The following is a 21,963-nucleotide window of genomic DNA, read 5'->3' as shown; positions in this document are numbered from 1 at the left end:
TTACCATCAAGCATAGATAAAAGTTTAGTTACGGAGGAAGTTACGTATAATCCAAACGCTATGAAAAACCAGATAGCCCAAAAATCCATTTCTACAGAAGCGCAAAATCTTATTAAGAGTGTGAATAGTAAATATGGTACTAACCTTAAGTATGCAGATTTAAATGGAACAATTAGACTGGTTGATAAAAATATGTACTTACCAGCAGGTACAATTGGTGCACAAGTTTATATTGATGCGGTAAGTGAAAATGATTTTAAAATTATTTTCCTAGATAATAACGAAGCAACTATTGAGTTAGCTAAAAAGTGGACTACTATGTTAAATTCAGATTTAGTTCTAGATAAAGAAATTCAGGAAACTGTAGATGCTCAAGAAATTAATAACTATGAAAAAGGAAAGTATAAAGTTCGTGTAGGGCACTCTACAGCTGATCATATGATGTACATTCAAGTGCGTGTATAATATTATTGCATTTTAAAGATATATTTGATATATTTAAATCTGCAATATAATAATTAACTAATATATATAATTTATTTACGTAAAGGACACACCTTACGTACCTATCAAGGTACGGGTGTGTCCTTTTTTATGTTAAAAGGAGAGAGGTTATGAGACTGCGAAAAAAGATACTATTAACGTGTGTTTCGGTGATGTTGGTATGGCCATCAATAGCAAGTGCAAATAATGGGGACATTCCATTTTATAATGGAAATGAAGACACGTCTTTAAAATCACCTGAATTACAATTGGATGGGAAGTTACTTAGAGCAGGAAGTGGTTATAAATCAACAGAGTTCGATTATAAAGCGGATTTACATTTTCCTGCTGTGTACAATGGCTCTTTTAATTGGGGGAATTCGAGGGAAAACCTCATCCAAAATGAAGACCATTCAGAACCCTTTGTTCGTATTTCAAATGATGGTTATATTAATCCTTCAGTTACAGTGGGAGATCGTATGGTAACCGAAATGGAGAGAATTACAAACGATATAATTGCAAGTAAATATTGGGGTAACCCTAAATTCGTTTTAAGAAATTTAATTCCGCATAGGATTAAAAATGGGTTTTCAGATAAATCTTATGGAGAGTTCTACTGGATTAGAGACATAGCCTATCTTTCTGGTGGGTACGCAGGTGCTGGTGGTGTAAATGGTGTGAATAGGTATAGCTTGTGGTATGTACGCACAAGTAAACCTGAAATAAAAGATTTTAAAGCCAAGAGTGGAAAAAAAGATGTCCCTGTTAAATTTACATTTAACGGCTTTGAGTATGTAAGTAAAAATAAAGGTTACAATGACCGAGATCCTAATGGAACAACAGTAAACCCTTATCAAAAAGCTGCTGGAGAACGTAACCGAGTTAAATGGATGTTAGATATTACAAAAGATGGCGAAACCGTGTATCATCAAGAAAATTACCTGCGTTCAACTCCGCAAAAAGATAATCAAAAACCAAATGAAGGTGATGCAGGGGAATTTAAGTCAGAAGAATTAAAGTGGCAGCCACAAATGTGTGGCCGATATACTGCGAAAATTAAAGTCCTTGATGCTGTACAGAGGGGATCAAACGAGAAAACTATTGATTTTACTATAGATGGTAACTGTGGTACTGAAGTAACACCTAACCCAGATCCAGGCGATGAAGATGACTTTAAATATAAAATTGACTTTTCTGGCGACAGAATCGAAGGAGAAACAGCAAGAGAAGGAAAGAATATAAAAACAAGAATAGATGTATCACGTGATAATTTTAAACCAGAACGTGACCAATATAGAGAAAAGGTAAATAACAATATTAATAAGTCCCAGCAAGAAGTAAATAGTTCTGAATCTGATAGAGATAGTGCGCAGTCTAGTCTTAGTTATTGCCGTCGTAATCCAATTCATGAGGTAGATGCAGAAGGGAACCATCACTATTACGATAGAGACTGCTCTTGGGAAGAAAATAAACTAGATAGTGCGGCAAGTAGCCTAGATAATGCAAGACAGAAACTAGAAAAAGAGAAGAATAAAATTAAAAAGTTAGACGTATTAGAGGAAAAATATACAAATCCTGAAACAGTAGTTGTGTTAAAACATAACGGACAACAAGTCGCATCACAAAAGGTAAGATTAACAGAGGGAGAAAAGAAAACCCTGAAGCTTGACTGGCAGCATAAGGGGAGAGGAACAATTCAAGCAGAAATTAATCCTACTAGTAATCGCCTAGACATAGAAGAAACCACATACAAAAACAATCCTATTAAAACAGCTATCTATGCACCATCTCATGAAAAAGGAATGTGCGGTGTAACGAGTGTAAAAGGTGTGGTAGAAACAGTAAGTGAACGTGTATCAAAAGAAGACACAGCGGGAGAAATGTTCTATGAAACATTAAATGGTGGTATTGATGATCTATCACCTTCTAAGCTTCATAGTGGCTATGGCTTTTCGTATCAAGTAAATGGAACATATAAAAATCAGTGGAATGAAAATTATCCTGGTGTATTTACAGCAGCAACGGCACAATATCCATTTGCAGATGAAGGGCTAAAAACAGCACAAGATTTAGAGGCTGTTTCTAATACTGGATTAGCATCCAAATTCCAACCTAAAAATATGTATATGTCTGAAATAACAGGACATGTTTTCGATAGCAAAAGACCAACTAAGTCTCTATATTGGGATGGTCAAGAAAAAATTATTGATGGCCAACGCAAATGGTATGCACCATTAAAAACGAAAGATGGGAAATATGCGTTCAATGTTGAAACAAAACCAGCAGGTATAAATGAAATGAGCTTATGTCTGACAAGTGAGGTAGAAATTAAAGGGGTCGCATACGATGACTTTAAAAAGAGAAGGGTGCTTGCAGATCTTCCATTTCCTGTACAAACACCAGGCTGGAACTGGGTTGGAAAGGAACATATTATTACTGATTTATCAAACTGGTACTATATGAAGAATAGAAAATAGTTAAGTAGTATTGTATAATAGGTTGAATCGACACAATAATATATCCATCTTAAACTAGTAGCTGAATGGATAAACCAAAGGCACATCCCTTAATGGGATGTGCCTTTTTTTCATAGAAAGGGGAAATTAGAGTGGATAAAAAGAAAAAACAACGTGTTAGACGTTTGATTATTATGGGGACTGTCGCAATTATTGTATCGCTATACATTGGAAACGAATTTCAGGATCGGAATGGGAAGAGTTATGCTCCCGCAAAGTATTTTGAAACAGGAACAAAATTGATTTCGTTTTAATAATAATTGTGTCTCTTTCATCAACTATCGTGAAAAGTATTTCTATGCTAGCACTTCTTTTCTCCATAAAATGAAAAAGAAAGGATAGCAACCGACCACCTAGGAATATTCGGTTGCGTTAGATTAATTACAACATATTTTTGGTATGCTTAATAGGTTATAAACCTTGTTATAACAGAGTTTTTGGAGGTTTTTTAATTTGTAGATTACGTGTTTTTAAATAGAAAAAACAGATATTTTTTAGAAATGATTGACATGAAACTATATATATCATAATATTGAGATTGTAATATTAAAGAAAATAAATCCAACATTTTCATATAGACTTTAGATTAGCTAAAAGGACACACCTAAGGCGTTTTACGCCATAGGTGTGTCCTTTTTTGCGTTTAAAGGCTACATAAGGAGGAATATAAACATTGAAGCCGTCTAAGTTTCAAAAGAAGCAGATTACAGCGGTAGGTTTAGCTGCTATAACAGTAGCGGGTATCTATGGATACAATCATTTTGCAGTAGAAAATGCAGTGAAACCAACGAAAGTTGTGGTAGCAGCAAAGGATATACCTGCGCATACAGAGATTAAAGAAGAAATGCTAGTGGAACGAACATTACCTGGTGATGGGATTCCTCCAAATGCATTACGCGTAAGTAAAAAAGAGGTTATAGGTAAGTGGACAAATGATGGGCAGCCCATCACCGAAAATAGCTATCTTTTTAAAAATAAAGTAGTAAAGAAAGAGGAGTTAGCTGACTCTGCAATTTTAAATTTGAAAGATGGAGAAGTTGCATTCCCGTTACTCGTTGATTTGGAAACAAGTTCAGGTAATAGTATCATTCCTAATACCTATGTGGACTTGTATTTCAAACAAGTTGTGAAAGACGGAGACAATGAGAAGGTTGTATTCGGTGGTCTTTTCCAACGTGTACGTGTGACTGCTGCAAAAGATAGCAATACAGAAGATGCATTTGTATTAGAAAAGAAAGAATCAAAAGAGGAACAAGAAGGAAAACAAAAGCCAAAGGTAACGCGATTATATACACTGGCTGTTTCACCTGAACAGCTTCAATACTTAAATCGTGCAAAAACACTTGGAGATGTAATTCCTGTTGCAGTCGGACAAAAAGTAGAACAAACAGGGAAAGAACTAGAACCAGCTGAAGGATTCTCGCAAATATCTGATCAAAAGAACATTTTAGACTATATAGAGAAGCATTCGACCAATCCAATTTCTAAAAATGTAAAAGAGTATGTAGCGCAGTATCTGAACGAATCTAAGTAAGAAAGGAGTTTTTAGGATGGATCGGCAGGTAAGAATTATTGCTTTTTATGCCACAAATGAAAACGTAGGAAAAAGCACATTAAGTATTACGATGGCAAATGAGTTAGCTCATCTAGGAAAAAAGGTGCTTTATGTAGAAGCGGACCAAGTAAGACCAAGTTTTGCAATTGGAACAGGTCTTAGCCATGAGAATAAAAATATCCTAGAGCTTGTAAGAAAAGAAAATGAATATAATCTTTCACAGTATATTTGTACCAAGCAAGATTTGTTAGAGAAAAAAGTGAATCCAAGATTGATGCAAAAATTGCACGATAAGATGGATTTTCTGGTATTTCCATCAGGTTATAGTTTGGCTCAATTCCCAGAGATTCAAAACAAAGAATTGTTTGTAACGACTTTTATCGAATCACTTGTAGATACAGAATACGATTATATCATTCTATCGGTACCAACTGAATTATCCGAGGTGTTGAGTTATCCGATCCTATATCAATCAGACCTTGTTGTTCATGTGCTAAATGGCAACCCTCGTGGTGCAATAGCGATTAAACGCGAATTACAACTAATAGAAGAAGCAAAGCTAACATTGCCTCGTATGATTCATGTTTTGAATATGGGGGATGAGGATTATGTAGAAGATATTGAAAAGCTTTCTTCCCAAAACATTGCAGTGACAATTCCGTATGACAGAGATCGGACGAGTTACGAATGGGGGATGCAATTTGGTTCTCCGCAAATTAATACCAAGGTCCATCACATTATGGAAGCAGCTGGTCTTGATGTTCCATTCCAGCATACATCCTCTATGAAAAAGGGTCTCTTTGGTTTACGAAATTAAAAGGGAGGCAGTAGTATGTGGGGCTATTTACAGGAAAAACAAGTTGCCTTAAAGCGCAATCGAGTGGATTTATATCATTTTGGTTATATGATTCGTTCCAAATCGGCTCGAAAGTTAGGAACAACTAAAGCTCAACAGATTAAAGATATAACGGATGAAATTCGTGCATTTTTAGTAAAAGACCATCGTGATATCTTAAGCGAATCCTTTATGAATAGAGAGAAGAGAGCAGCTGTAGAACAAATCATTAAAAGCTTTCTATTAAGTAATCAGGTCGTCATTTCAGAGGTACCTTCTGAACAATTACTAAATATGGTATGTGACGATATTGTAGGGTTTGGGATTATAGAACCTTTAAAAGAAGATAAGGATGTAACCGATATTTATATCAATGGCACAAAAGAAATTATTTACGAAAAAATTGGAGAGGGAGAATGTACATTTCCTTACCGATTTGAGACAGAAGAAGAGGTAAAGGCTTTAGCCTATAAGATGGTAAACAGTACGTCAGAGTCATTAAATACAGCAAAGCCATATGTGGACTGCGTATTTCCGTATATACGTATCAATATAGCACTAGATGAACTAGGGGGACTAGGAACTACGATAACGATTCGTAAGAATGCAGATCATCTTCGTGCCTCTGAAGAGCGTATGTTATCTACAAATCAAGCATCGAAAGAGATATTGAACTTTTTGGCTGCAGCTGTGAAAGCAAAAATGAATATTTTAGTCGCTGGAGCAACAGGTACAGGGAAGTCAGAGTTTATGAAATATCTTGCTTCTCATATTCCAAATGGGAAGAAGAAAGAACGTACTCTCGTAGTAGAAGATAACCCTGAACTCTATTTGCATCGCATATTTCCAGAACATCACTTTGTTCCGATGCAGTGTAGGGCATCGGAAGTAGAGGGAAATGCAATCGACTTTGATAGATTGTTAACAAATGCTTTACGTCAAGGGCCTAAGAGATTAATTGTAGGGGAATCGAGGGGGAAAGAGGCTTTAAAAATGATTAACTTCTTCCAAACAGGACACCCCGGTTTTACTTCTGTCCATGCAAGGAGTGCGAAAGAAGCAGTCAGACGTTTAATGCTTATGTGCCTTCAAAGTGGTGCGAATATTGATGCTCAGTATTTATATGAATTAATTTCACAGACATTTGATGTGATTGTCTTTTTAGAAAAGAAAGATGATGGGAATCGCTATATTACAGAGATGATTGAATTATTGGATTATCAAGATGATATACAGTTCAATCAGCTCTCTCAATTTATTTCGACGGGTGAGGAATACGATGAAATGAATGAGAGAGTAGGAAAGATTCGTGGAGATCATATCATTACAGCAAAAATGTCAGCTGAAATGGAGAAGAAATTCCGTTCTTCTACTGTAAATCCAGCTCTTTATGCGCCATTCCTTTCGCAACAGGAGGTGCAGTATGCATAGTTTATTGGCTTATGGATGTATATTTTTAATCTTTATTAGTGTTGGATTGCTCGTTTTACTTTTTACAAAATCTAAGGGTTCTGCTCTTTCTCAATTTGTTCAAGAAAATGAGAAAGAAGAAAGGCGCTTGGAATTAAGAAATATCAAAGGTATACGAATGTATCTGCCACAATCCGTTATCCAAGAAGCCCAAAAGTACGAATGGAAATTGACGAAAAGTATGTACTGGATATATACGATTCTTTCTGGGATGAGTATTGCAGTAGTATTCTATTTTTCTTTTGGTAGAGATCCTTTTACACTGATTACCGTTTTATCTGGATTTTTAGTTCCAAGGTTTCTTCTTTATCGAAGAAAAAAACGTTACTACTTGGTTGTCATTGACCGTCTTTCTATCTATATGAAAGCTGTAGCAAATGCACTTCAAATTAGTAACAATGCAAAACGGGTGTTAGTTCAGGTGAAGCCAATGATGCATGAAAGCATTCAAGAAGAAATAGAGAAAGTTTCTCTTTTATTAGAAGGTGGAACCACAATGCATCGTGCATTTAGAGGATTCAATGAAACGTTTAACTTTAGAGAATTGGTTTTCTTCCATGAAATGTTGGAAGTGTGCAGCCGAGAAGGTGGAACAAATTCAGTACAAGTCTTACTAGATATTGCAGAAGATTTTGAAAAACAAAAGCTATACCTGGCAAGATTGCGTTCTAGTTTGTCGCAAGCACAACGTGCTTTTGTACAGAACTGCTTAATCGTCATAGCTATGCCGATTGTTATTATGTTGATGTCAAAAGAAGCATATGGATTTTTAGCAGGTTCTATGATGGGGAAAATCGCGTTATCGGTAAATATGTTCATTGTCTTTTTCTTAGCAACCCGTGTAGAAAAGATTGCAAATTATAACCCAACAGAAAGAGGGGAATAAGGTGGCTACGATTTTAGCTGTAGTGGTATTCGTTGTCATGTATTGGGTATTCTCTACCTTTCTACAAAGTAAAAAAGACAGCGGTAGCTTACTTACGAACTATGTAGAAAATGCAAAACGAATTGAAAAGAAGAATTTAAATCAAATGATGCTCGCTCCCTTCCAGTCGTTATCACATAAGTATCTGACAGAAGAAAAGAAAGAGCAGATTCAGAAAAAATTAGAAGAAGCTGGCCTGGATACGAAACCAGAAGAATATTTAAAAATGAAGGTTGCATATCCCATCATTTTCACCTCTGTTTTCTTGATATGTACGGTGTTCCATGATTACTACTTATTTAAAGTGGGTGTTTTAATTTCACCGCTGCTTTATTTCTATCCTGATTATCTATTAAAGAGAAGAATCAAGCAGGCGATAGAAGCTAGGAAGTTCGAATTACCAGAGTATCTAATTCCTATGCTGCAGTTGTTAAAAACACATACAACATTAGAAGCAGTAAAAAAGGCGCAAATATATGCCGGAAGACATCTTCGTCCGTATGTATCTACACTTACTGCGGAATTAGAAATGTATGCAGGATCGGATCAACCATTTCGAAACTTTGCAGCAGCCTTAAATAGTCCAGAAGTAAATACCTTTACGATTGCATTGCAACAAGCGCAAAAAACGGACAAGGTACAGAGTCTTCGCATTATGGATGCACAGATTAAAATGATGCGTGAGTTAAAACATGAAAACTATAACCGTCTCATTCAAAATAAACCAATGGAAATGAATAAATTTAACGTCGCAGTTATTGGATGTATTGTGATTTATCCAATGGTGATTGTTATTCAATCTTTAATGCAAGGATTTGCAAGCTTATAGAAGGAATTATCAAAAATGGAATAGGTAAAGGAGCAAAATATATGTTAACGAAAATGAAGAATTGGTTAAAAAATGAAGACTCACAATTATCATCAGAAAATGGTATGTTAATCGCCTTGGCGGTCATTATCGTATTAGTGATTGGCCCATTTGTATGGAAAGCAATCCAAGGTGGTTATGATACGATTCTAGCTCGATTCACAAAAGCATCAAGCAATGCAGATGTGAATTCTTGGAACAAGTAATAGAAGTTTTAGATTAATGATGTTTTTTACGTATAGCTCAAATAAATGGATAAGGGAGATTCAATCATGTTATCAAAAATGAAAAATTGGTTAAAAAACGAGGATTCGCAACTATCATCAGAAAACGGTATGTTAATCGCGTTAGCGGTGATTATCGTATTAGTAATTGGCCCGTTTGTATGGAAGGCAATCCAAGGTGGCTATGATACGATCCTGGCAAGATTCACAAAAGCATCAAGCAATGCAGACGTAAATTCTTGGAATAAGTAATTAAAGATTTAAATAGATAAGCTCTAATTTTAGCAGATTCTTAAAATCGATATATAAAGGAGACGAAATGAAATGTTAGCAAAAATGAAAAATTGGTTAAAAAATGAAGACTCACAATTATCATCAGAAAACGGTATGTTAATCGCGTTAGCGGTGATTATCGTATTAGTAATTGGCCCATTTGTATGGAAGGCAATCCAAGGTGGCTATGATACGATCCTGGCAAGATTCACAAAAGCATCAAGCAATGCAGATATAGATTCTTGGAATAAAAAATAAATATAAAAATAAACGAGGGGGCTACTCTAAAAGTGGTTCCCTTTTTTACACAGTATTTTTATATGAAATCAAGAGGGGAGTAAATAAAATGAGCTTGTATATCATGGGATTATTTCTAAGTTATATGGTACTTAATGTATTTACCGACTTAAAGTATAGAAAAACAAAAAATATATGGCATTTTATTTTTTTCATAGTAGGTTTAGGTATCACGTATTTTGCAGGAATACGAACGGGAAAAGAGATTGTAGTTGTACTAACTATGGCCTTAGTATGTGGCTTATTGTTAGAGACATTTAAATTTTCTTCACCTGGTGATACGAAAATGCTTGTGGTGGTAGCTTTATATGTTAGCAATGTAGTAGAAGAATCGGCTATGCTTACCGCAATTACATTAACAGCTTTCCATTTACTATTCTTTTGGATTGCTAGTGTTTATCGATTAATTAAAATTTTAGGGTTTGTAGGAGCGATTAAAGACCAATTGGAGCATGCTGCGTCTATATTTGGTGTGAAACTGCCTAAGAAAGAAATAAAGCTAATACAGAGCTTTCCTGGGGCTTGTTCTATTTTACTAGGGGCGATGGTTTATATTGCGTTCACTATCTATCAAAATGGAGGTATCTTGGCTTGAACAGTAGAATCATTCATCAAAGAGAAACCTATATTTACTTTACAATTTTTACGTTAACAGGCGTTATTATTTTAAACATGTTTATTAACATATTGTTTGTATTAGCATATCCTTTACTGATAGGATTAATTGTGCAGGTTATCTTGTTGCAGAAGATAAAGAAGCCATTTTATCGGAGCGGGAAAGAATTAACAGAACAGTTAAAACTAAAAAATATGTTTCTAGTAGAATCAAATATTTTAGGAGATGAAGAAGGAACAGTTTATGAGGTGCATCAAATGCCTTTTACAATCTCTAATGGATTAATTAATAAAGATAAGACTTATAAAGTGATAAAACAAGAGTATGAGAGAAAAGTCAAAGAGGATTTAACGAAAATTTCTAAATGGCAAGTTACAACAAAAGCTAGACTTGTTACGACAACACATTTTCGTTTATATACAATTTGGCAGAAAAATAGTACAGGCTATCAATTAAAAAAAATAGAGGATTGTGTTGATCCATATGCCAAGATGAACCCCATTCAATGGATGATTGCTTCATTCTGTACGACTGGTCGTATCAAGTACGATAAGAAACCAAAAGAGTGGGCAAGCTATGAATGGATTGCTTTAAGGTAAATAAAAAGACAGAAGAAAAAACTAAGTAGTTCAGTTATTGTAGGGAAACTTATTAATATACTGTTTGTATTGATAGATCCTTTACTAATTGGATTAATTATGCAGGTTATCTGGCTACAGAATATAATAAACGCATTTTATCCAAACGGAGCGAATTAACGGAACAATTAATTTGGCTGATAGCAAATAATATAGATCAAGAGAAAAATATAACTGAATTACATTTGAATTTGATTGATTAAAAGATAAAAACGGTCTAAATTTAGACCGTTTTTTTGTAGATATTTTTTATCCAAAATACAATCAAATTCAAGTGTCTATACAAATAGTCCTTTTAGCAGAAGCAACTGCACACGATAATAATTATTAAAATAAATAATATAACTAATAAGGGAAATCCTCTAGCAAAACCCCAACCTTCATCGCAACTACTACGATATCCCATAACAAGAGTGTCTTCTTTAGATAAGAATGTAAAACTAGGGTTCATTCTATGGATTCTAATGGGTTCACATTAATGTATGTTTTTTTGAGAGTGCCCTTTTAAAATAAGAAAAAGACAACCTAAGGTGCCTTCTTGCGAGTTGAACCATCGTAATATGGTGTTGGATGCCAATCCAATTATTATTTTACTATGTTAAGTAGTTTCAGTTATTGAGAAAAAACAAAAGTACTCTTTCGAATGCTACTGCTTACTTCACTACCTTATCCATAACCTCTTTATATTTATTAAACACATCATCTTTCATATTACCATTCATTTGTAAAAGGAAATTCGCTTGGCGTATATTTTCCTTAAAATGTGGGTGGGACCTCATATTCGAATATATAAGAGTACAGACTCCAATTTCTTTTTCGTGTTTAGTATGTGTATTGGATATCTTTGAAATAAAAAAAGTGATTTAATTAGGAAAGGAAGTTTTAAATCATGGGTTTTGAAGCGTTAAAGAGAAAAATGCTAACTACACCACATGGATTTACTGCTGGAATAGAAGGGCCTTCATGTGATAAAAACGGGAATATTTACGCTGTTAATTTTAAAAGAAGAGGTACAATTGGAAAAGTAACCCCAATTGGAGATAGTAATATCTTTATTGAACTTCCTAAGAATAGCATCGGAAGCGGGACACGTATTGATCGTAATGGAACTTTGTTTATTGCAGATTATGTTAATCATAATATATTTGCAGTTAATATTGAAACCAAAAAAATAAAGGTGTATGCTCATGACCCTGCTATGACCCAGCCTAACGATTTAGCGATAACCGATCAAGGTGTTTTATTTGCTAGTGATCCTAACTGGAGTGAATCAACGGGACAATTATGGCGTATTAATAAAAATGGGGTCACTCATTTATTAGAAAGTAATATGGGAACGACTAATGGAATTGAAGTGAGTCCTGATGAAAAGAAACTATATGTAAATGAAACAGTACAAAGAAAAATATGGGTATATGATTTATCAAGTGATTACGAATTAAGTAATAAACGTTTATTTATAGAATTTCCCGATTTTGGACTTGATGGAATGCGTTGTGATATGGCTGGGAATTTGTTTGTAGCTCGCATTGGCAAAGGTGTGGTGGCAAAGATATCACCTGATGGTCATCTTCTAAGTGAAATTCATCTTGAGGGAAGAAACTGTAATAACCTTACATTTGGAGGAACTGATGGGAAAACCTGTTATGTGACAGTGGCTGATACAGGAAACATTCAAACGTTTGAAACAGATGTCCCCGGAAGGTGTTGGAGTTTACTACAGGATAGATAAGAAGGTTCTGGTGCAAAATATGAGTTATATTGTATCTCTGCATTTTGTCTGGGGATTTTTTCATAAAGAAAAGAAGAACCCCTTAAGGTGACTTCCACCGACTGACCTCATCTTAATTTTATTATGTTGTTATTATATAAGAAAAGAAGACATCGATTAAGATGTCTTCTTTTACTTGTACACTTGTTAAGAAGGTATTGTATTGCTTAAAAACCATAAAAAATATAACAATCATCGAGTAAACCTATTATAGCATCAATAAATAGAGTTTTTATATGTAATATTGCATATATATAGATTTATTTATATTTTATCGATATAGTTAAATTGTCTGTTTCTTGTTTTAATTCGTTTATTTATTTTGAGTGCTCCAGCAATGGAGCCTTTTTTTATGCAATAAAACATTTTCTTTTCATTACTTGGTTAATCTATATTAACTTTACTCTCTTAAATTATATCTATATTTCACTAAATGATTATATAGATAATCAGTTTTTTTCTAATAATCTAGTGGATTGATAATTTTCATGTTATTTGTTAATTTTATAGGGAAATTTATCATGTAATGAAGATTGAGAAATCAAGAATTATAAAAAACTTATAGTATTTTTAGGAAAAATATATTTATAATCCATATATAAATATATTATAATTTAATCTCTAAAACTAACCAAAAAGGACTGCCTAATGGTGGTCTTTTTTATATTGGTGAGATTGTACTAGTATGATAGAATAGGATTAACTGTATATTGTGAGGGTGATTGGTTATCCCTTCTTTCCATTTGGAAGGAAAGGGGGGGATATACCTATGGAGTTTTTGTTTGAGCTTCTAAAAGAATTTGTGAAAGCCATTGTACGTGAAGTTTCTGCGTATGTTTTTAGGAAACAAATTTTAGAAAAAGATAACAAAAAACCCACTCCTCGTCGCCGTCGGAAGCAAAAGGGTGGGTTTCGTAAAAAATAAATGATATAACCACCACCCTGACGGTAGCAGTTATTAGAAGAGATGTTAGCGCATCTCTTCTTTTATTATATACACAAGCTATTACTGTAATACTAATACAGTAATTATATCAAACGTACATAAAAAATCAATGATTACGTAATAGATATAATGTACAGAAGAAAAGAAACCAAAGGATGCCTTTTTTCAATTTATGACATCCCTAATTGATTGTAAATTGATTTGAATACGTGTATTCACCACGATATTTAATTGCAGCCACATAAGTACCACTTGTATAGCTATCTGTGATAGGGGTTTGCCAAATTTCTGTTCCAGGAATAAATTTTGGTTCTATTGTTTGGAATCGTTCTAGGGTACCATTTGTGTGGATTTTAAAAAATTTCATTTGCGCACCAAAATGTTCTCTACCAAAGTGCTGTGTTAAGTAAAATGTATCACCAGTTATTAAATTTCCAATCTTCCAATCTGGTTGATATGTACTTTCCTCTGAATTTTGTAAATCCACAATGGTTTTAAATCCCCAATCATCATTAAGTGGATCTGAGTAAGCTGCAGCTGCTTGTGAGGTAGGCTTACTCATTTCTATTGCAGTAAAACCGCTAAAAGTTAACGCCCCAATTAATGCTAATTTTCCTAATTTCATTATTGTTTCCCCCCTATTAATTTTTAAAACCAGAAATCATACACACATAATAATATAATCTCCTGTATTATATTTCAAATATCCCCTAAAAAATCCATAAATAAAAAAGGCACCCCAAAGGTGCCTTCCTCCGACTTGAATCACTTTAATTCTAAGAATATGTATTGGACTCCCATTCAAGTATTATTTTTCTCAATGAATAATTGGTGTATTTTAGGATGTTTTTTACTATTTTTATGTTAAGATATTTTGGTTGATATTCATCTTATTTTAGGAGGTTGGAAGATCTGTTACATGCTTTTCATATGGATTTTAGTTTCTATACCGAAAGTATAAAAGTTTTAGGGTTATTAGGGAATTCTACTCGCTTATTAATTGTTTGTAAATTGATTACATATGGATCGTTGTCAGTTTCTGATTTAAGTAAGCAAACAAGAATTACAGAGGATTTGATTGTACAACATTTGCGTAAATTAGCCTTTGGAAATATTGTAATTAGTGAACGTATAGGGAAAAGGCTTTATTTTAAAATAAAAGATAATAAAACAATTGAGATTATTAAGGTATTAGGGTTACTAAGTTAATTTTAATTACTTTCAATATAAATGATTTTGCTATAACTCAATTGTGCAAAATTATATTTAGCCCGCCTATGAAAATAGGTAGGTTTTTAATATACAAAAAGGCGCCCATATAAGGGTGCCTTTTCCAATAGTTTTTAGCAGAAACAACTGCATCCGATAATGATTAATAGAATAAATAATACAACTAATAAAGCGAATCCTCCAGCGAAACCGCAGCCTTCGCCGCAACTACCACCATATCCCATAACAATAGTGCCTCCTTTAGATTAGAGGGTAAAACTAGGGTTCATTCCATGGATTTTAATGGGTTCACTTTACCTTATGTTTTCAAGAATGAATTGAGCAGGTCCTTTTGAAAATAGAAAAAAGACGCCATAAGGCGCCTTCCTTTTAGGTAGATAAGACTTTAGTTTTCCAATCTAAAGAAATTTTGTATCAGCTCTTTGAGAGTATATCATGATATTTGCTTGATTTATTATGCATTTTTACATATATCTTCAAATCCCTCTATTTTCTATTTGATAAAATGAAATTCCAATATTGTTAATAATTAAATAAATATTTATATAAATTGAAAATATTTACAAAAATTATAAAAGTGATACATTTAAGGTGCAAGTTATAAAACATATTTAAGGGGGATTTATTATGTTTAAGAAATTAGTAGTAGGAACATTAGCAACTGGTATCGCATTAACTGGAGGGATTGGAGCAGCATCAGCAAGTACAGAAGGTGTAGATAATACTAAAAATTCAGCACCAATTGTCCAACGTACCCAAATACTTAAAGATGACTTCAGTCTGATAAATGGTGAAAGAGAAGTATCGTTCGAGCATGTAAAAAAAGCAGATATGAGAGTTCATATGACAAACAATACTAAAGGCACGCTTGATTGGTTTTTAAAAGACTCAAAAGGCAATGTTATTGATAAGGGATCGTTAGCAGCAGGAAAGGGGTTTACAAATACGTACAATACTCTTTCAAAAGGTAAATATAAGCTTAAAGTTACTCACAGAAATGGTGGTTCTGGATCATTCTATGCAGCTGCTCGTACTTTAGACTAATACATAGAACCATCTTAAGTGTATTGAAGAAAAACAATCGGAGAGTTTGAAGATTAAGGAGTTTTGTTATAATATCATCGCGCGCAAATGCAAAATCAAAAAAGGCCTACCTACGAAATTGAAGTGACCCCCGAAAGTTAGACAGGTCGTTTCATTAGGCAGCCTCTAGGGTATGAGCCCGGTATTGTACTGGGCTCATACCCTTTAATTTTGCCTTAATTCTTTTATGGTTATAGTATTCTATATACTTTGCTAATTCTAGTTTGAAATGTGTTATATTTTCAAATTCTTTTCGATACAGAAATTCCGATTTCATGATACCGAAGAAATTTTCAATAACGGCATTGTCATAACAGTTTCCTTTGCGAGACATACTTTGAGTTATGCCACAATTCTTAAGAGAATGACGGTATTGTTTCATTTGATAGTGCCAACCTTGATCAGAGTGAATGAGGAGTTTATCCGGATCGGTTACACAATAAAGTGCTTGGTCCAACATCGTTGAAACAAGGGAATAGGTCGGTCTGGGACCAATTGTATACGTGATAATTTCACCATTAAATAAATCCAACATTGGTGATAGGTATAACTTCTCCCCAAATAATTTAAACTCCATAATATCTGTAACCCACTTTTCATTTGGTTTTTCAGCTTGGAAGTTGCGATTTAAAATATTTGGCGCAATTTTCCCAACTGTCCCTTTGTAAGAGCGATATTTTTTCATACGAACCAGACATTTTAACCCTAATTCTTTCATAAGGCGATACACTTTTTTATGATTTACTTTGTGTCCACGATTCATAAGTTCATCACGAATACGACGATAGCCATAACACCCATCGTGTTCATTATAAATAGCTTGAATCAGTTCTTTTACCTCCGCATTTGGATCAGGACGATTAAAACGTTTCATCCAGTAATAGTACGTACTACGTGGAATGTTTGCGAGTTGAAGTAACTCCTTGATAGGAAATTCATGCCGTAACTCGTAGATTACTTGCGCTTTGTCTTGTTTGGTGATTTTTCTTTGTTTTGAACTAAGGCATTCAACTTTTTTAAATATGCATTTTCCATACGTAAACGCTCATTTTCCGCTTGTAAGGCTTCGATGGATCCTTCATCTACTGGTTTTATTTTTTTATCTTTCATGGTTGGACGCCCCTTTTTCTTTAATTGTAGGGCATCCAATCCTCCTGTTTCATAAGACGGTATATTGAAAAGTGCCGCTGTTTCTCTGATAGATGTCCCGTGTTCATTCATATAATAAAGTACATCTAGTTTATACTGGGCTGGGTAGAATGTATAGCACTTTTCAAAGGCCTTTTCACCTGAAGACTCATATCGTCTAATCCACTCACGAAGTACGCTAGGGTTAACTCCTATAGATTTAGCAATTATTTTTCCACTTTCTGTACCATCTAAATATCGTTTCACCGCTTGGATTTTTTCTTTTGAAGAAAATTTAGCCATAAAAAATGCACCTCCAATTGTTAGACTGTGTCTAACAATTGGGGTGCACTTCAAATAGGTGGGCTTTTTAATACATAAAAAAAGACACCCAAAGGTGCCTTTTACGCTGTAACAAATTTAAATACATAGTACATAAAAAATAACAAAGATAGACTTGCTAATCTGCCAGCAATTGATTCTTTCATAAATTTCATAAGTATCACTTTGACAATCAATGCTAAAAATAACGATATAAACAGTACCATAGCAAGTTTGATAGCTAAGTCGTTTATAGTTGGATTAAACGCTTCAAAGTTAATAATGATATTCACTTATCCCTCTTTTTATCTATTTATATTTATAATTAGATTTATATTGTTTTGACTAATAAAGAGACGTTAATTTGAGAACCATTTATTTTTGGATTATAAGAGTACTCTCACATTTACGACAAGCAATCTTCTCTTCCTCAAAAATGAATAAATTCTCAGCATCACATTCTGGGCATACAACCGCAAATGGTGTTTTTATATTTTTATAACATAGGAAAGACATGACTGCCAGGAATAGAGCAGGTATAACAAGCATCATAAGTAAGAATAGGCCCGCAAAAACGCCTGCAATTATGGAAAGTGGTTTCATTAGTTTTCTACCTACGGAGTTTACTTGATTATCCTTTTTACGAAAAGCAGTAACAAGGTAAGTTTGGGTTTCTTTTACTGGCTCAAATGCATTTACCGTATTGTAATCTTGTTCATCCATAGTAGGATAGGAAGTGTTTGGTCCTTGATACCCTCGTTGTATATAATAGTTGTTTGACTCAGATATTCGTGGCGTATACGAGATTCCAGTTCCAGGTATATAAGTTGTTGTTCTTGATTCAGGTGGAATGGAGTTCCCTCCCGTACCTGTGTATGTAAAGTTAATTTTCACACCCGGGGAAACTTGGATAATTCTACGAAACTTATAACCCATAATATTGTATCCTCTCCATCTAATTAATATAATCATTCACTAATTATAACAAATTTTTAACTTAAAATTAATATATTAAATTAAAACAAACTAATAAAAAAGAGTAATATTGAAGTTGACTAATTTAAGGCGTTTTAGGAGTCCTTTTTTATAAAAAAAACACCCTAAGGTGCCTTCCTCTAACTTGGACTATCCTGTATTAATGCCATATTGATTAATACATTAAATTATAAAAATAATTCGTTATTCTTCCATGTACCCTAGCTGATATAATGTATAAGGAAATTATTAGTTAATTAATACTGCACATATATTATAAGGGGAGGCAAATAAGTTATGCAGATATTGTTAGAAATTTTTTCTGCTATATGTGATTTCTTTTATGCTGTACAACGGACGAAAGAAGAGAACAAGCAAAATAAGGAAGGTACTAGTAGTATGGTCTATGTTTTTTCCGTACTCGTAATTGTAGTAATAATTCTTTTTGCAATGTTTGCAACGCAATAGATGTTCAATCAAGAAGAAAGTATTAGAGAAAACAAGATAGTGAATAATATACATAAGCACCTCACCATCTCCATAGGATGGCGAGGCTTTTTAATGTACCAAAAAAAGACACCCAAATAAGAGTGTCTTTTCCCATAGTTTTTAGCAGAAGCAAGAAGCTCCGACAATAATTAATAAAATAAATAATACAACTAATAAAGCAAATCCTCCTGCAAAGCCACAGCCGCCACCGCAGCTACCACCAAAGCCCATAATAATTCCTCCTTTAAAGAGTAGGAGAAAAATAAGGAGTCACTCATGTATTTTAATGGATTCAAATTACTTTATGTTTTTATGGATTAAATGAGCATGGCCTTTTGAAAATAAAAAAAAGACGCCATAAAGCGCCCCCCATTTGGGTAAATAGGAAGTAAGGTTTCCATTTTAATTGAAAAAAATAGAACAGGTGCTTAGATTTTATCACGATTTTTTGCTGAATGAACATGCATTATTACATACAATCATAAATTCCTCTATTTTCCATTTGATAAATTGTATTACCAAAAAAAATAAATATCACTAAAAATTAAAAATATTTACAAAAATAACAAAAGTGATACATTTAAGGTGCAAGTTATAAAAAACTATTAAAGGGGGATTTATTATGTTCAAGAAATTAGTAGTTGGAGCATTAGCAGCTGGTATTGCATTGACTGGAGGAATTGGGGCTGCGTCAGCAAGTACAGAGAATACAGCAAGTGCAACACTTGCTAATGAATGTTGGGCTTTTGATCATATTACTTATCTCGGGGATAATAAGTATGGAAAAACTTAATATCGTGATAATGGGATTTATCCTGATTCATATGATGAGCAAGTTTGTGGAGGAACAATGTATTGGTATTTTAAAGATCTTAATAGTAATGGAAGGGCTATTTATGAAGGACGACTTGTAAAATAATTTTTTTTTAATTATTTCACAAGTACGAAATCTATTAATAGATTTCGTATCAACAACAGATAAAAATGTGATAATAACAAAAGAAGACATCGATTAAGATGTCTTCTTTTACTTGTACACTTGGTGTATGGTATAAACAGCACCATAGCGACTTTGATTGCGATGTCATTTATAGTTGGGTTAAACGGTTCAAAATTAATGATGATATTCACTTACCTTCTTTTTAATCTTATTATTTTTATAATGCATTTTTAATGTTTTGTCCGCAATAAAAAAGACACCCAAAGGTGCCTTTCTCCGACTTGAACCACTTTAATTTTAATAATATGCATTTGGACTTTCATCCAAATAATATTTTACCATATTAAATTATATTGGTGATTGAGAAATATGAATTGAATCTATTGTTTTACTTTTAAGCTCTTTTCGTATTCTTTAGCTTCATCAACATTTTTAAATGTTTTTAAATCGAATATCTTTTCTCCATCAATACATACAACTAATACTCCATCTTGAGCTTGAAGAACACTACCTACATTACCTTTTCCGAGTGAAATACTAAAGGGATTCTCTACATTTAATGATTTCTTTTTAGCAAGATAATCTTTAAATGGCATACCAATGGATAGTTCGTCTTTTAAGCCTTTAATAGTGTTACCAGAAGTAGTTGTTGGTTGTTCCTTTTTTGTAGCCTCTTCTTGCTGTTTGCGTTGCTTTTCAGCCGTCTCTTGTTCTGCTTTCTCCTTTTTCACAGTCCCTTTTTCTTCAGCTTCCTTTTGTGCTTCTTGCTCAGCTGTAGATTCTTTGGAAGTACTTACTGTCTCGTTAGATGAACATGCTGCTAATCCCATAAATAAAGCGAAACAAGTAAGTGTTGTTAATAGTTTTTTGTTCATAGTATGTATCCCCCAGCGTTTAAAATGTAAGATTTACCTGAACTATCATAACAAATATAATCACAACTATTTTGTCATATTATGTCGAAATGAAAAAAAGACACCCAAAGGTGCCTTCCTCCGACTTGAACCACATTAATTTTAATAATATGTATTGGACTCCCATTCAAGTATCATTTTTCTCAATGAATGATTGGTATATTTTAGGGTATTTTTTGCTATTTTTATGTTAAGATATTTTGGTTGATATTCATCTTATTTTAGGAGGTTGGAAGATCTGTTACATGCTTTTCATATGGATTTTAGTTTCTATACCGAAAGTATAAAAGTTTTAGGGTTATTAGGGAATTCTACTCGCTTATCAATTGTTTGTAAATTGATTACATATGGATCGTTGTCAGTTTCTGATTTAAGTAAGCAAACAAGAATTACAGAAGATTTGATTGTACAACATTTGCGTAAATTAGCCTTTGGAAATATTGTAATTAGTGAACGTATAGGTAAAAGGCTTTATTTTAAAATAAAAGATAATAGAACAATTGAGATTATTAAGGTATTAGGGTTACAAAGTTAAATTTAATCATTTGTATCCCTTTTTGGGGATACACGAAAATCTCTGTATCAACTTTCACTTAAAAACATAGGAATACGATTTCAATTTTCTTACAATTCTGCATAAATATTTATAATTATAGAAATAGTTTGGAAATTTTGGATTGATATGTAAAGATTAGAGAGGTAATTTACAAAAATCGAAAGGGGATTTGATATGAATACAAAGTATGTTATTAATCCAAAATGTTTTCGGTTTAAAGTATTAAGTTTAGTTGCAGTTTTAATGATTACTATTTCTACATTTTTTGTAAGTGGAAATACAACCACTTTAGCTGCTACATCTACACCTGTATATTTAAGTGACACGTTGACTCCGATTTCTGTTGTAGGAGATATAGAGAAAATAAATCCTAATTATTCTTCGTATAATAAAAACCAATCATTTTATAAAACGAAGTTATCTATTAATGGTGTGCAATATGACAAAGGAATTGGCTCACATGCAAATAGTACAATTAAGTATAATTTGAATGGACAGTATTCTAAATTTACAGTAGATGTAGGAATAGATGATCAAGTAGCAGCTGGTCATGGTTCTGTGAATTTTGTGATAATCGCTGATGGCAAAATTCTGTATATAAGTCCGGTTAAAAAATCTCACGATCCAGCTGAACATGTAGAAGTAAATATTGCAGGAAAAAATACACTTGAGTTAGTTTCGTATAATGCTAATGATAATATTGACAATGACCATGCTGACTGGGCGGATGCAAAATTGTTTACTCAATGAGTACAATATATTACTAAACTATAATTTACTAAAAAAGTCGAGTTCCTAGTGAAGTGACCCCTAAAAGTTAGACACGGTTATTTCATTAGGCAGCTTGATAAAAATGAGTCCGGTATTGCACCGGGCTCATTTTTAATTTTGCCTTTATCCGTTTTGTATT

Annotated in this window: 27 protein-coding genes and 2 pseudogenes; 21 read left to right on the top strand and 8 right to left on the bottom strand. The window is 33.3% G+C overall.

Annotation, left to right across the window (positions count from 1 at the left end; all coding sequences use genetic code 11):
• The 13 genes and pseudogenes from MR107_RS24925 to MR107_RS24865 form a co-directional block, all read left to right on the top strand.
• Nucleotides 1-465: pseudogene (locus tag MR107_RS24925) on the top strand (S-layer homology domain-containing protein); the annotation flags it as partial.
• A 149-nt stretch (nucleotides 466-614) separates the two neighbouring features.
• Nucleotides 615-2,960: a hypothetical protein gene (locus MR107_RS24920; RefSeq protein WP_242292841.1), complete on the top strand. Its 2,346-nt coding sequence runs from the start codon at nucleotides 615-617 to the stop codon at nucleotides 2,958-2,960.
• Between the two features lie 131 nt (nucleotides 2,961-3,091).
• On the top strand, nucleotides 3,092-3,253 hold the full coding sequence (locus tag MR107_RS24915; protein WP_000358421.1) for a hypothetical protein: 162 nt from the start codon (nucleotides 3,092-3,094) through the stop codon (nucleotides 3,251-3,253).
• A gap of 419 nt (nucleotides 3,254-3,672) precedes the next feature.
• Nucleotides 3,673-4,533 carry a Flp pilus assembly protein CpaB gene (gene cpaB, locus MR107_RS24910; protein WP_173601057.1) on the top strand — a complete coding sequence of 287 codons (861 nt, stop codon included), beginning with the start codon at nucleotides 3,673-3,675 and terminating at the stop codon, nucleotides 4,531-4,533.
• 16 nt (nucleotides 4,534-4,549) lie between these two features.
• On the top strand, nucleotides 4,550-5,371 hold the full coding sequence (locus MR107_RS24905) for a CpaE/TadZ family protein (protein WP_149216800.1): 822 nt from the start codon (nucleotides 4,550-4,552) through the stop codon (nucleotides 5,369-5,371).
• 15 nt (nucleotides 5,372-5,386) lie between these two features.
• A complete protein-coding gene (locus MR107_RS24900) occupies nucleotides 5,387-6,820 on the top strand; it encodes a TadA family conjugal transfer-associated ATPase (protein ID WP_000264605.1) in 1,434 nt (477 codons plus the stop codon).
• On the top strand, nucleotides 6,813-7,745 hold the full coding sequence (locus MR107_RS24895) for a type II secretion system F family protein (RefSeq protein ID WP_000555824.1): 933 nt from the start codon (nucleotides 6,813-6,815) through the stop codon (nucleotides 7,743-7,745). The genes MR107_RS24900 and MR107_RS24895 overlap by 8 nt, the downstream gene beginning before the upstream one ends.
• 1 nt (nucleotide 7,746) lies before the next feature.
• The gene (locus MR107_RS24890) at nucleotides 7,747-8,613 is read left to right on the top strand and encodes a hypothetical protein (protein ID WP_000201169.1); all 867 of its coding nucleotides are present in this window, start codon (nucleotides 7,747-7,749) and stop codon (nucleotides 8,611-8,613) included.
• Nucleotides 8,614-8,654: 41 nt separating this feature from the next.
• Nucleotides 8,655-8,858 (top strand): hypothetical protein, encoded by a 204-nt coding sequence (locus tag MR107_RS24885; RefSeq protein WP_000956353.1) that lies wholly within the window; start codon nucleotides 8,655-8,657, stop codon nucleotides 8,856-8,858.
• 45 nt (nucleotides 8,859-8,903) lie between these two features.
• Nucleotides 8,904-9,128, top strand: a complete 225-nt coding sequence (locus tag MR107_RS24880) for a hypothetical protein (protein WP_404508818.1) — start codon at nucleotides 8,904-8,906, stop codon at nucleotides 9,126-9,128.
• 72 nt (nucleotides 9,129-9,200) lie between these two features.
• Complete coding sequence (locus MR107_RS24875) at nucleotides 9,201-9,407, top strand: hypothetical protein (RefSeq protein ID WP_000879952.1); 207 nt, start codon at nucleotides 9,201-9,203, stop codon at nucleotides 9,405-9,407.
• A gap of 88 nt (nucleotides 9,408-9,495) precedes the next feature.
• A complete protein-coding gene (locus MR107_RS24870) occupies nucleotides 9,496-10,041 on the top strand; it encodes a hypothetical protein (RefSeq protein ID WP_242292840.1) in 546 nt (181 codons plus the stop codon).
• Complete coding sequence (locus MR107_RS24865) at nucleotides 10,038-10,661, top strand: hypothetical protein (RefSeq protein WP_242292839.1); 624 nt, start codon at nucleotides 10,038-10,040, stop codon at nucleotides 10,659-10,661. Before MR107_RS24870 ends, MR107_RS24865 begins: the two co-directional genes overlap by 4 nt.
• Before the next feature lie 334 nt (nucleotides 10,662-10,995).
• Here the strand turns inward: MR107_RS24865 and MR107_RS24860 are convergent, their stop codons facing one another.
• The gene (locus MR107_RS24860) at nucleotides 10,996-11,106 is read right to left on the bottom strand and encodes a YjcZ family sporulation protein (protein WP_242292838.1); all 111 of its coding nucleotides are present in this window, start codon (nucleotides 11,104-11,106) and stop codon (nucleotides 10,996-10,998) included.
• 483 nt (nucleotides 11,107-11,589) lie between these two features.
• Between MR107_RS24860 and MR107_RS24855 the strand changes: the two genes are divergently transcribed.
• Entirely contained in the window at nucleotides 11,590-12,432 is an 843-nt protein-coding gene (locus tag MR107_RS24855) for an SMP-30/gluconolactonase/LRE family protein (RefSeq protein ID WP_088363191.1), read from the top strand.
• An 808-nt stretch (nucleotides 12,433-13,240) separates the two neighbouring features.
• Nucleotides 13,241-13,396: a hypothetical protein gene (locus tag MR107_RS24850; protein WP_165362282.1), complete on the top strand. Its 156-nt coding sequence runs from the start codon at nucleotides 13,241-13,243 to the stop codon at nucleotides 13,394-13,396.
• A gap of 202 nt (nucleotides 13,397-13,598) precedes the next feature.
• On the opposite strand, the gene MR107_RS24845 is transcribed toward MR107_RS24850, so the two are convergent.
• Nucleotides 13,599-14,042 carry a DUF5065 family protein gene (locus MR107_RS24845; protein WP_242292837.1) on the bottom strand — a complete coding sequence of 148 codons (444 nt, stop codon included), beginning with the start codon at nucleotides 14,040-14,042 and terminating at the stop codon, nucleotides 13,599-13,601.
• A 305-nt stretch (nucleotides 14,043-14,347) separates the two neighbouring features.
• On the opposite strand from MR107_RS24845, the gene MR107_RS24840 reads away from it, so the two are divergent.
• Nucleotides 14,348-14,626 (top strand): ArsR/SmtB family transcription factor, encoded by a 279-nt coding sequence (locus tag MR107_RS24840; RefSeq protein WP_000347621.1) that lies wholly within the window; start codon nucleotides 14,348-14,350, stop codon nucleotides 14,624-14,626.
• A 134-nt stretch (nucleotides 14,627-14,760) separates the two neighbouring features.
• Here MR107_RS24840 and MR107_RS24835 read toward each other — a convergent pair whose 3' ends face one another.
• On the bottom strand, nucleotides 14,761-14,871 hold the full coding sequence (locus MR107_RS24835; RefSeq protein WP_000540371.1) for a YjcZ family sporulation protein: 111 nt from the start codon (nucleotides 14,869-14,871) through the stop codon (nucleotides 14,761-14,763).
• A gap of 403 nt (nucleotides 14,872-15,274) precedes the next feature.
• Here MR107_RS24835 and MR107_RS24830 point away from each other — a divergent pair, with 403 nt between their 5' ends.
• Nucleotides 15,275-15,691, top strand: a complete 417-nt coding sequence (locus MR107_RS24830; protein WP_000473847.1) for a hypothetical protein — start codon at nucleotides 15,275-15,277, stop codon at nucleotides 15,689-15,691.
• A gap of 154 nt (nucleotides 15,692-15,845) precedes the next feature.
• Here MR107_RS24830 and MR107_RS24825 read toward each other — a convergent pair.
• From MR107_RS24825 to MR107_RS24815, 3 genes are all read right to left on the bottom strand, one after another.
• Nucleotides 15,846-17,161 (bottom strand): IS3 family transposase gene (locus tag MR107_RS24825; protein ID WP_242292836.1). Its coding sequence is split into 2 segments (ribosomal slippage): nucleotides 15,846-16,750 and nucleotides 16,750-17,161, totalling 1,317 coding nucleotides; the frame shifts between segments, so codons are not numbered across the junction.
• A gap of 101 nt (nucleotides 17,162-17,262) precedes the next feature.
• Nucleotides 17,263-17,472: a hypothetical protein gene (locus tag MR107_RS24820; protein WP_103621815.1), complete on the bottom strand. Its 210-nt coding sequence runs from the start codon at nucleotides 17,470-17,472 to the stop codon at nucleotides 17,263-17,265.
• An 82-nt stretch (nucleotides 17,473-17,554) separates the two neighbouring features.
• Nucleotides 17,555-18,115 (bottom strand): DUF4236 domain-containing protein, encoded by a 561-nt coding sequence (locus MR107_RS24815; RefSeq protein WP_242292835.1) that lies wholly within the window; start codon nucleotides 18,113-18,115, stop codon nucleotides 17,555-17,557.
• 336 nt (nucleotides 18,116-18,451) lie between these two features.
• Between MR107_RS24815 and MR107_RS24810 the strand changes: the two genes are divergently transcribed.
• Nucleotides 18,452-18,622, top strand: a complete 171-nt coding sequence (locus tag MR107_RS24810) for a hypothetical protein (protein ID WP_242292834.1) — start codon at nucleotides 18,452-18,454, stop codon at nucleotides 18,620-18,622.
• A 141-nt stretch (nucleotides 18,623-18,763) separates the two neighbouring features.
• Here the strand turns inward: MR107_RS24810 and MR107_RS24805 are convergent, their stop codons facing one another.
• On the bottom strand, nucleotides 18,764-18,874 hold the full coding sequence (locus tag MR107_RS24805; RefSeq protein WP_000505681.1) for a YjcZ family sporulation protein: 111 nt from the start codon (nucleotides 18,872-18,874) through the stop codon (nucleotides 18,764-18,766).
• Nucleotides 18,875-19,265: 391 nt separating this feature from the next.
• Here MR107_RS24805 and MR107_RS24800 point away from each other — a divergent pair.
• Nucleotides 19,266-19,562 (top strand): annotated as a pseudogene (locus tag MR107_RS24800) (hypothetical protein).
• Between the two features lie 401 nt (nucleotides 19,563-19,963).
• Here the strand turns inward: MR107_RS24800 and MR107_RS24795 are convergent.
• Nucleotides 19,964-20,458: a hypothetical protein gene (locus tag MR107_RS24795; protein ID WP_242292833.1), complete on the bottom strand. Its 495-nt coding sequence runs from the start codon at nucleotides 20,456-20,458 to the stop codon at nucleotides 19,964-19,966.
• Nucleotides 20,459-20,753: 295 nt separating this feature from the next.
• On the opposite strand from MR107_RS24795, the gene MR107_RS24790 reads away from it, so the two are divergent.
• Both MR107_RS24790 and MR107_RS24785 read left to right on the top strand, forming a co-directional pair.
• Complete coding sequence (locus MR107_RS24790; RefSeq protein WP_242292842.1) at nucleotides 20,754-21,032, top strand: ArsR/SmtB family transcription factor; 279 nt, start codon at nucleotides 20,754-20,756, stop codon at nucleotides 21,030-21,032.
• A 195-nt stretch (nucleotides 21,033-21,227) separates the two neighbouring features.
• On the top strand, nucleotides 21,228-21,803 hold the full coding sequence (locus MR107_RS24785) for an NPCBM/NEW2 domain-containing protein (RefSeq protein WP_242292832.1): 576 nt from the start codon (nucleotides 21,228-21,230) through the stop codon (nucleotides 21,801-21,803).
• Nucleotides 21,804-21,963: the final 160 nt, after the last annotated feature.

It is taken from the genome of Bacillus cereus group sp. BfR-BA-01441, assembly GCF_022663075.1.
In the GTDB taxonomy this organism is placed as follows: Bacteria; Bacillota; Bacilli; order Bacillales; family Bacillaceae_G; genus Bacillus_A; species Bacillus_A cereus.
This window is presented reverse-complemented; position numbering and strand designations above follow the sequence as displayed.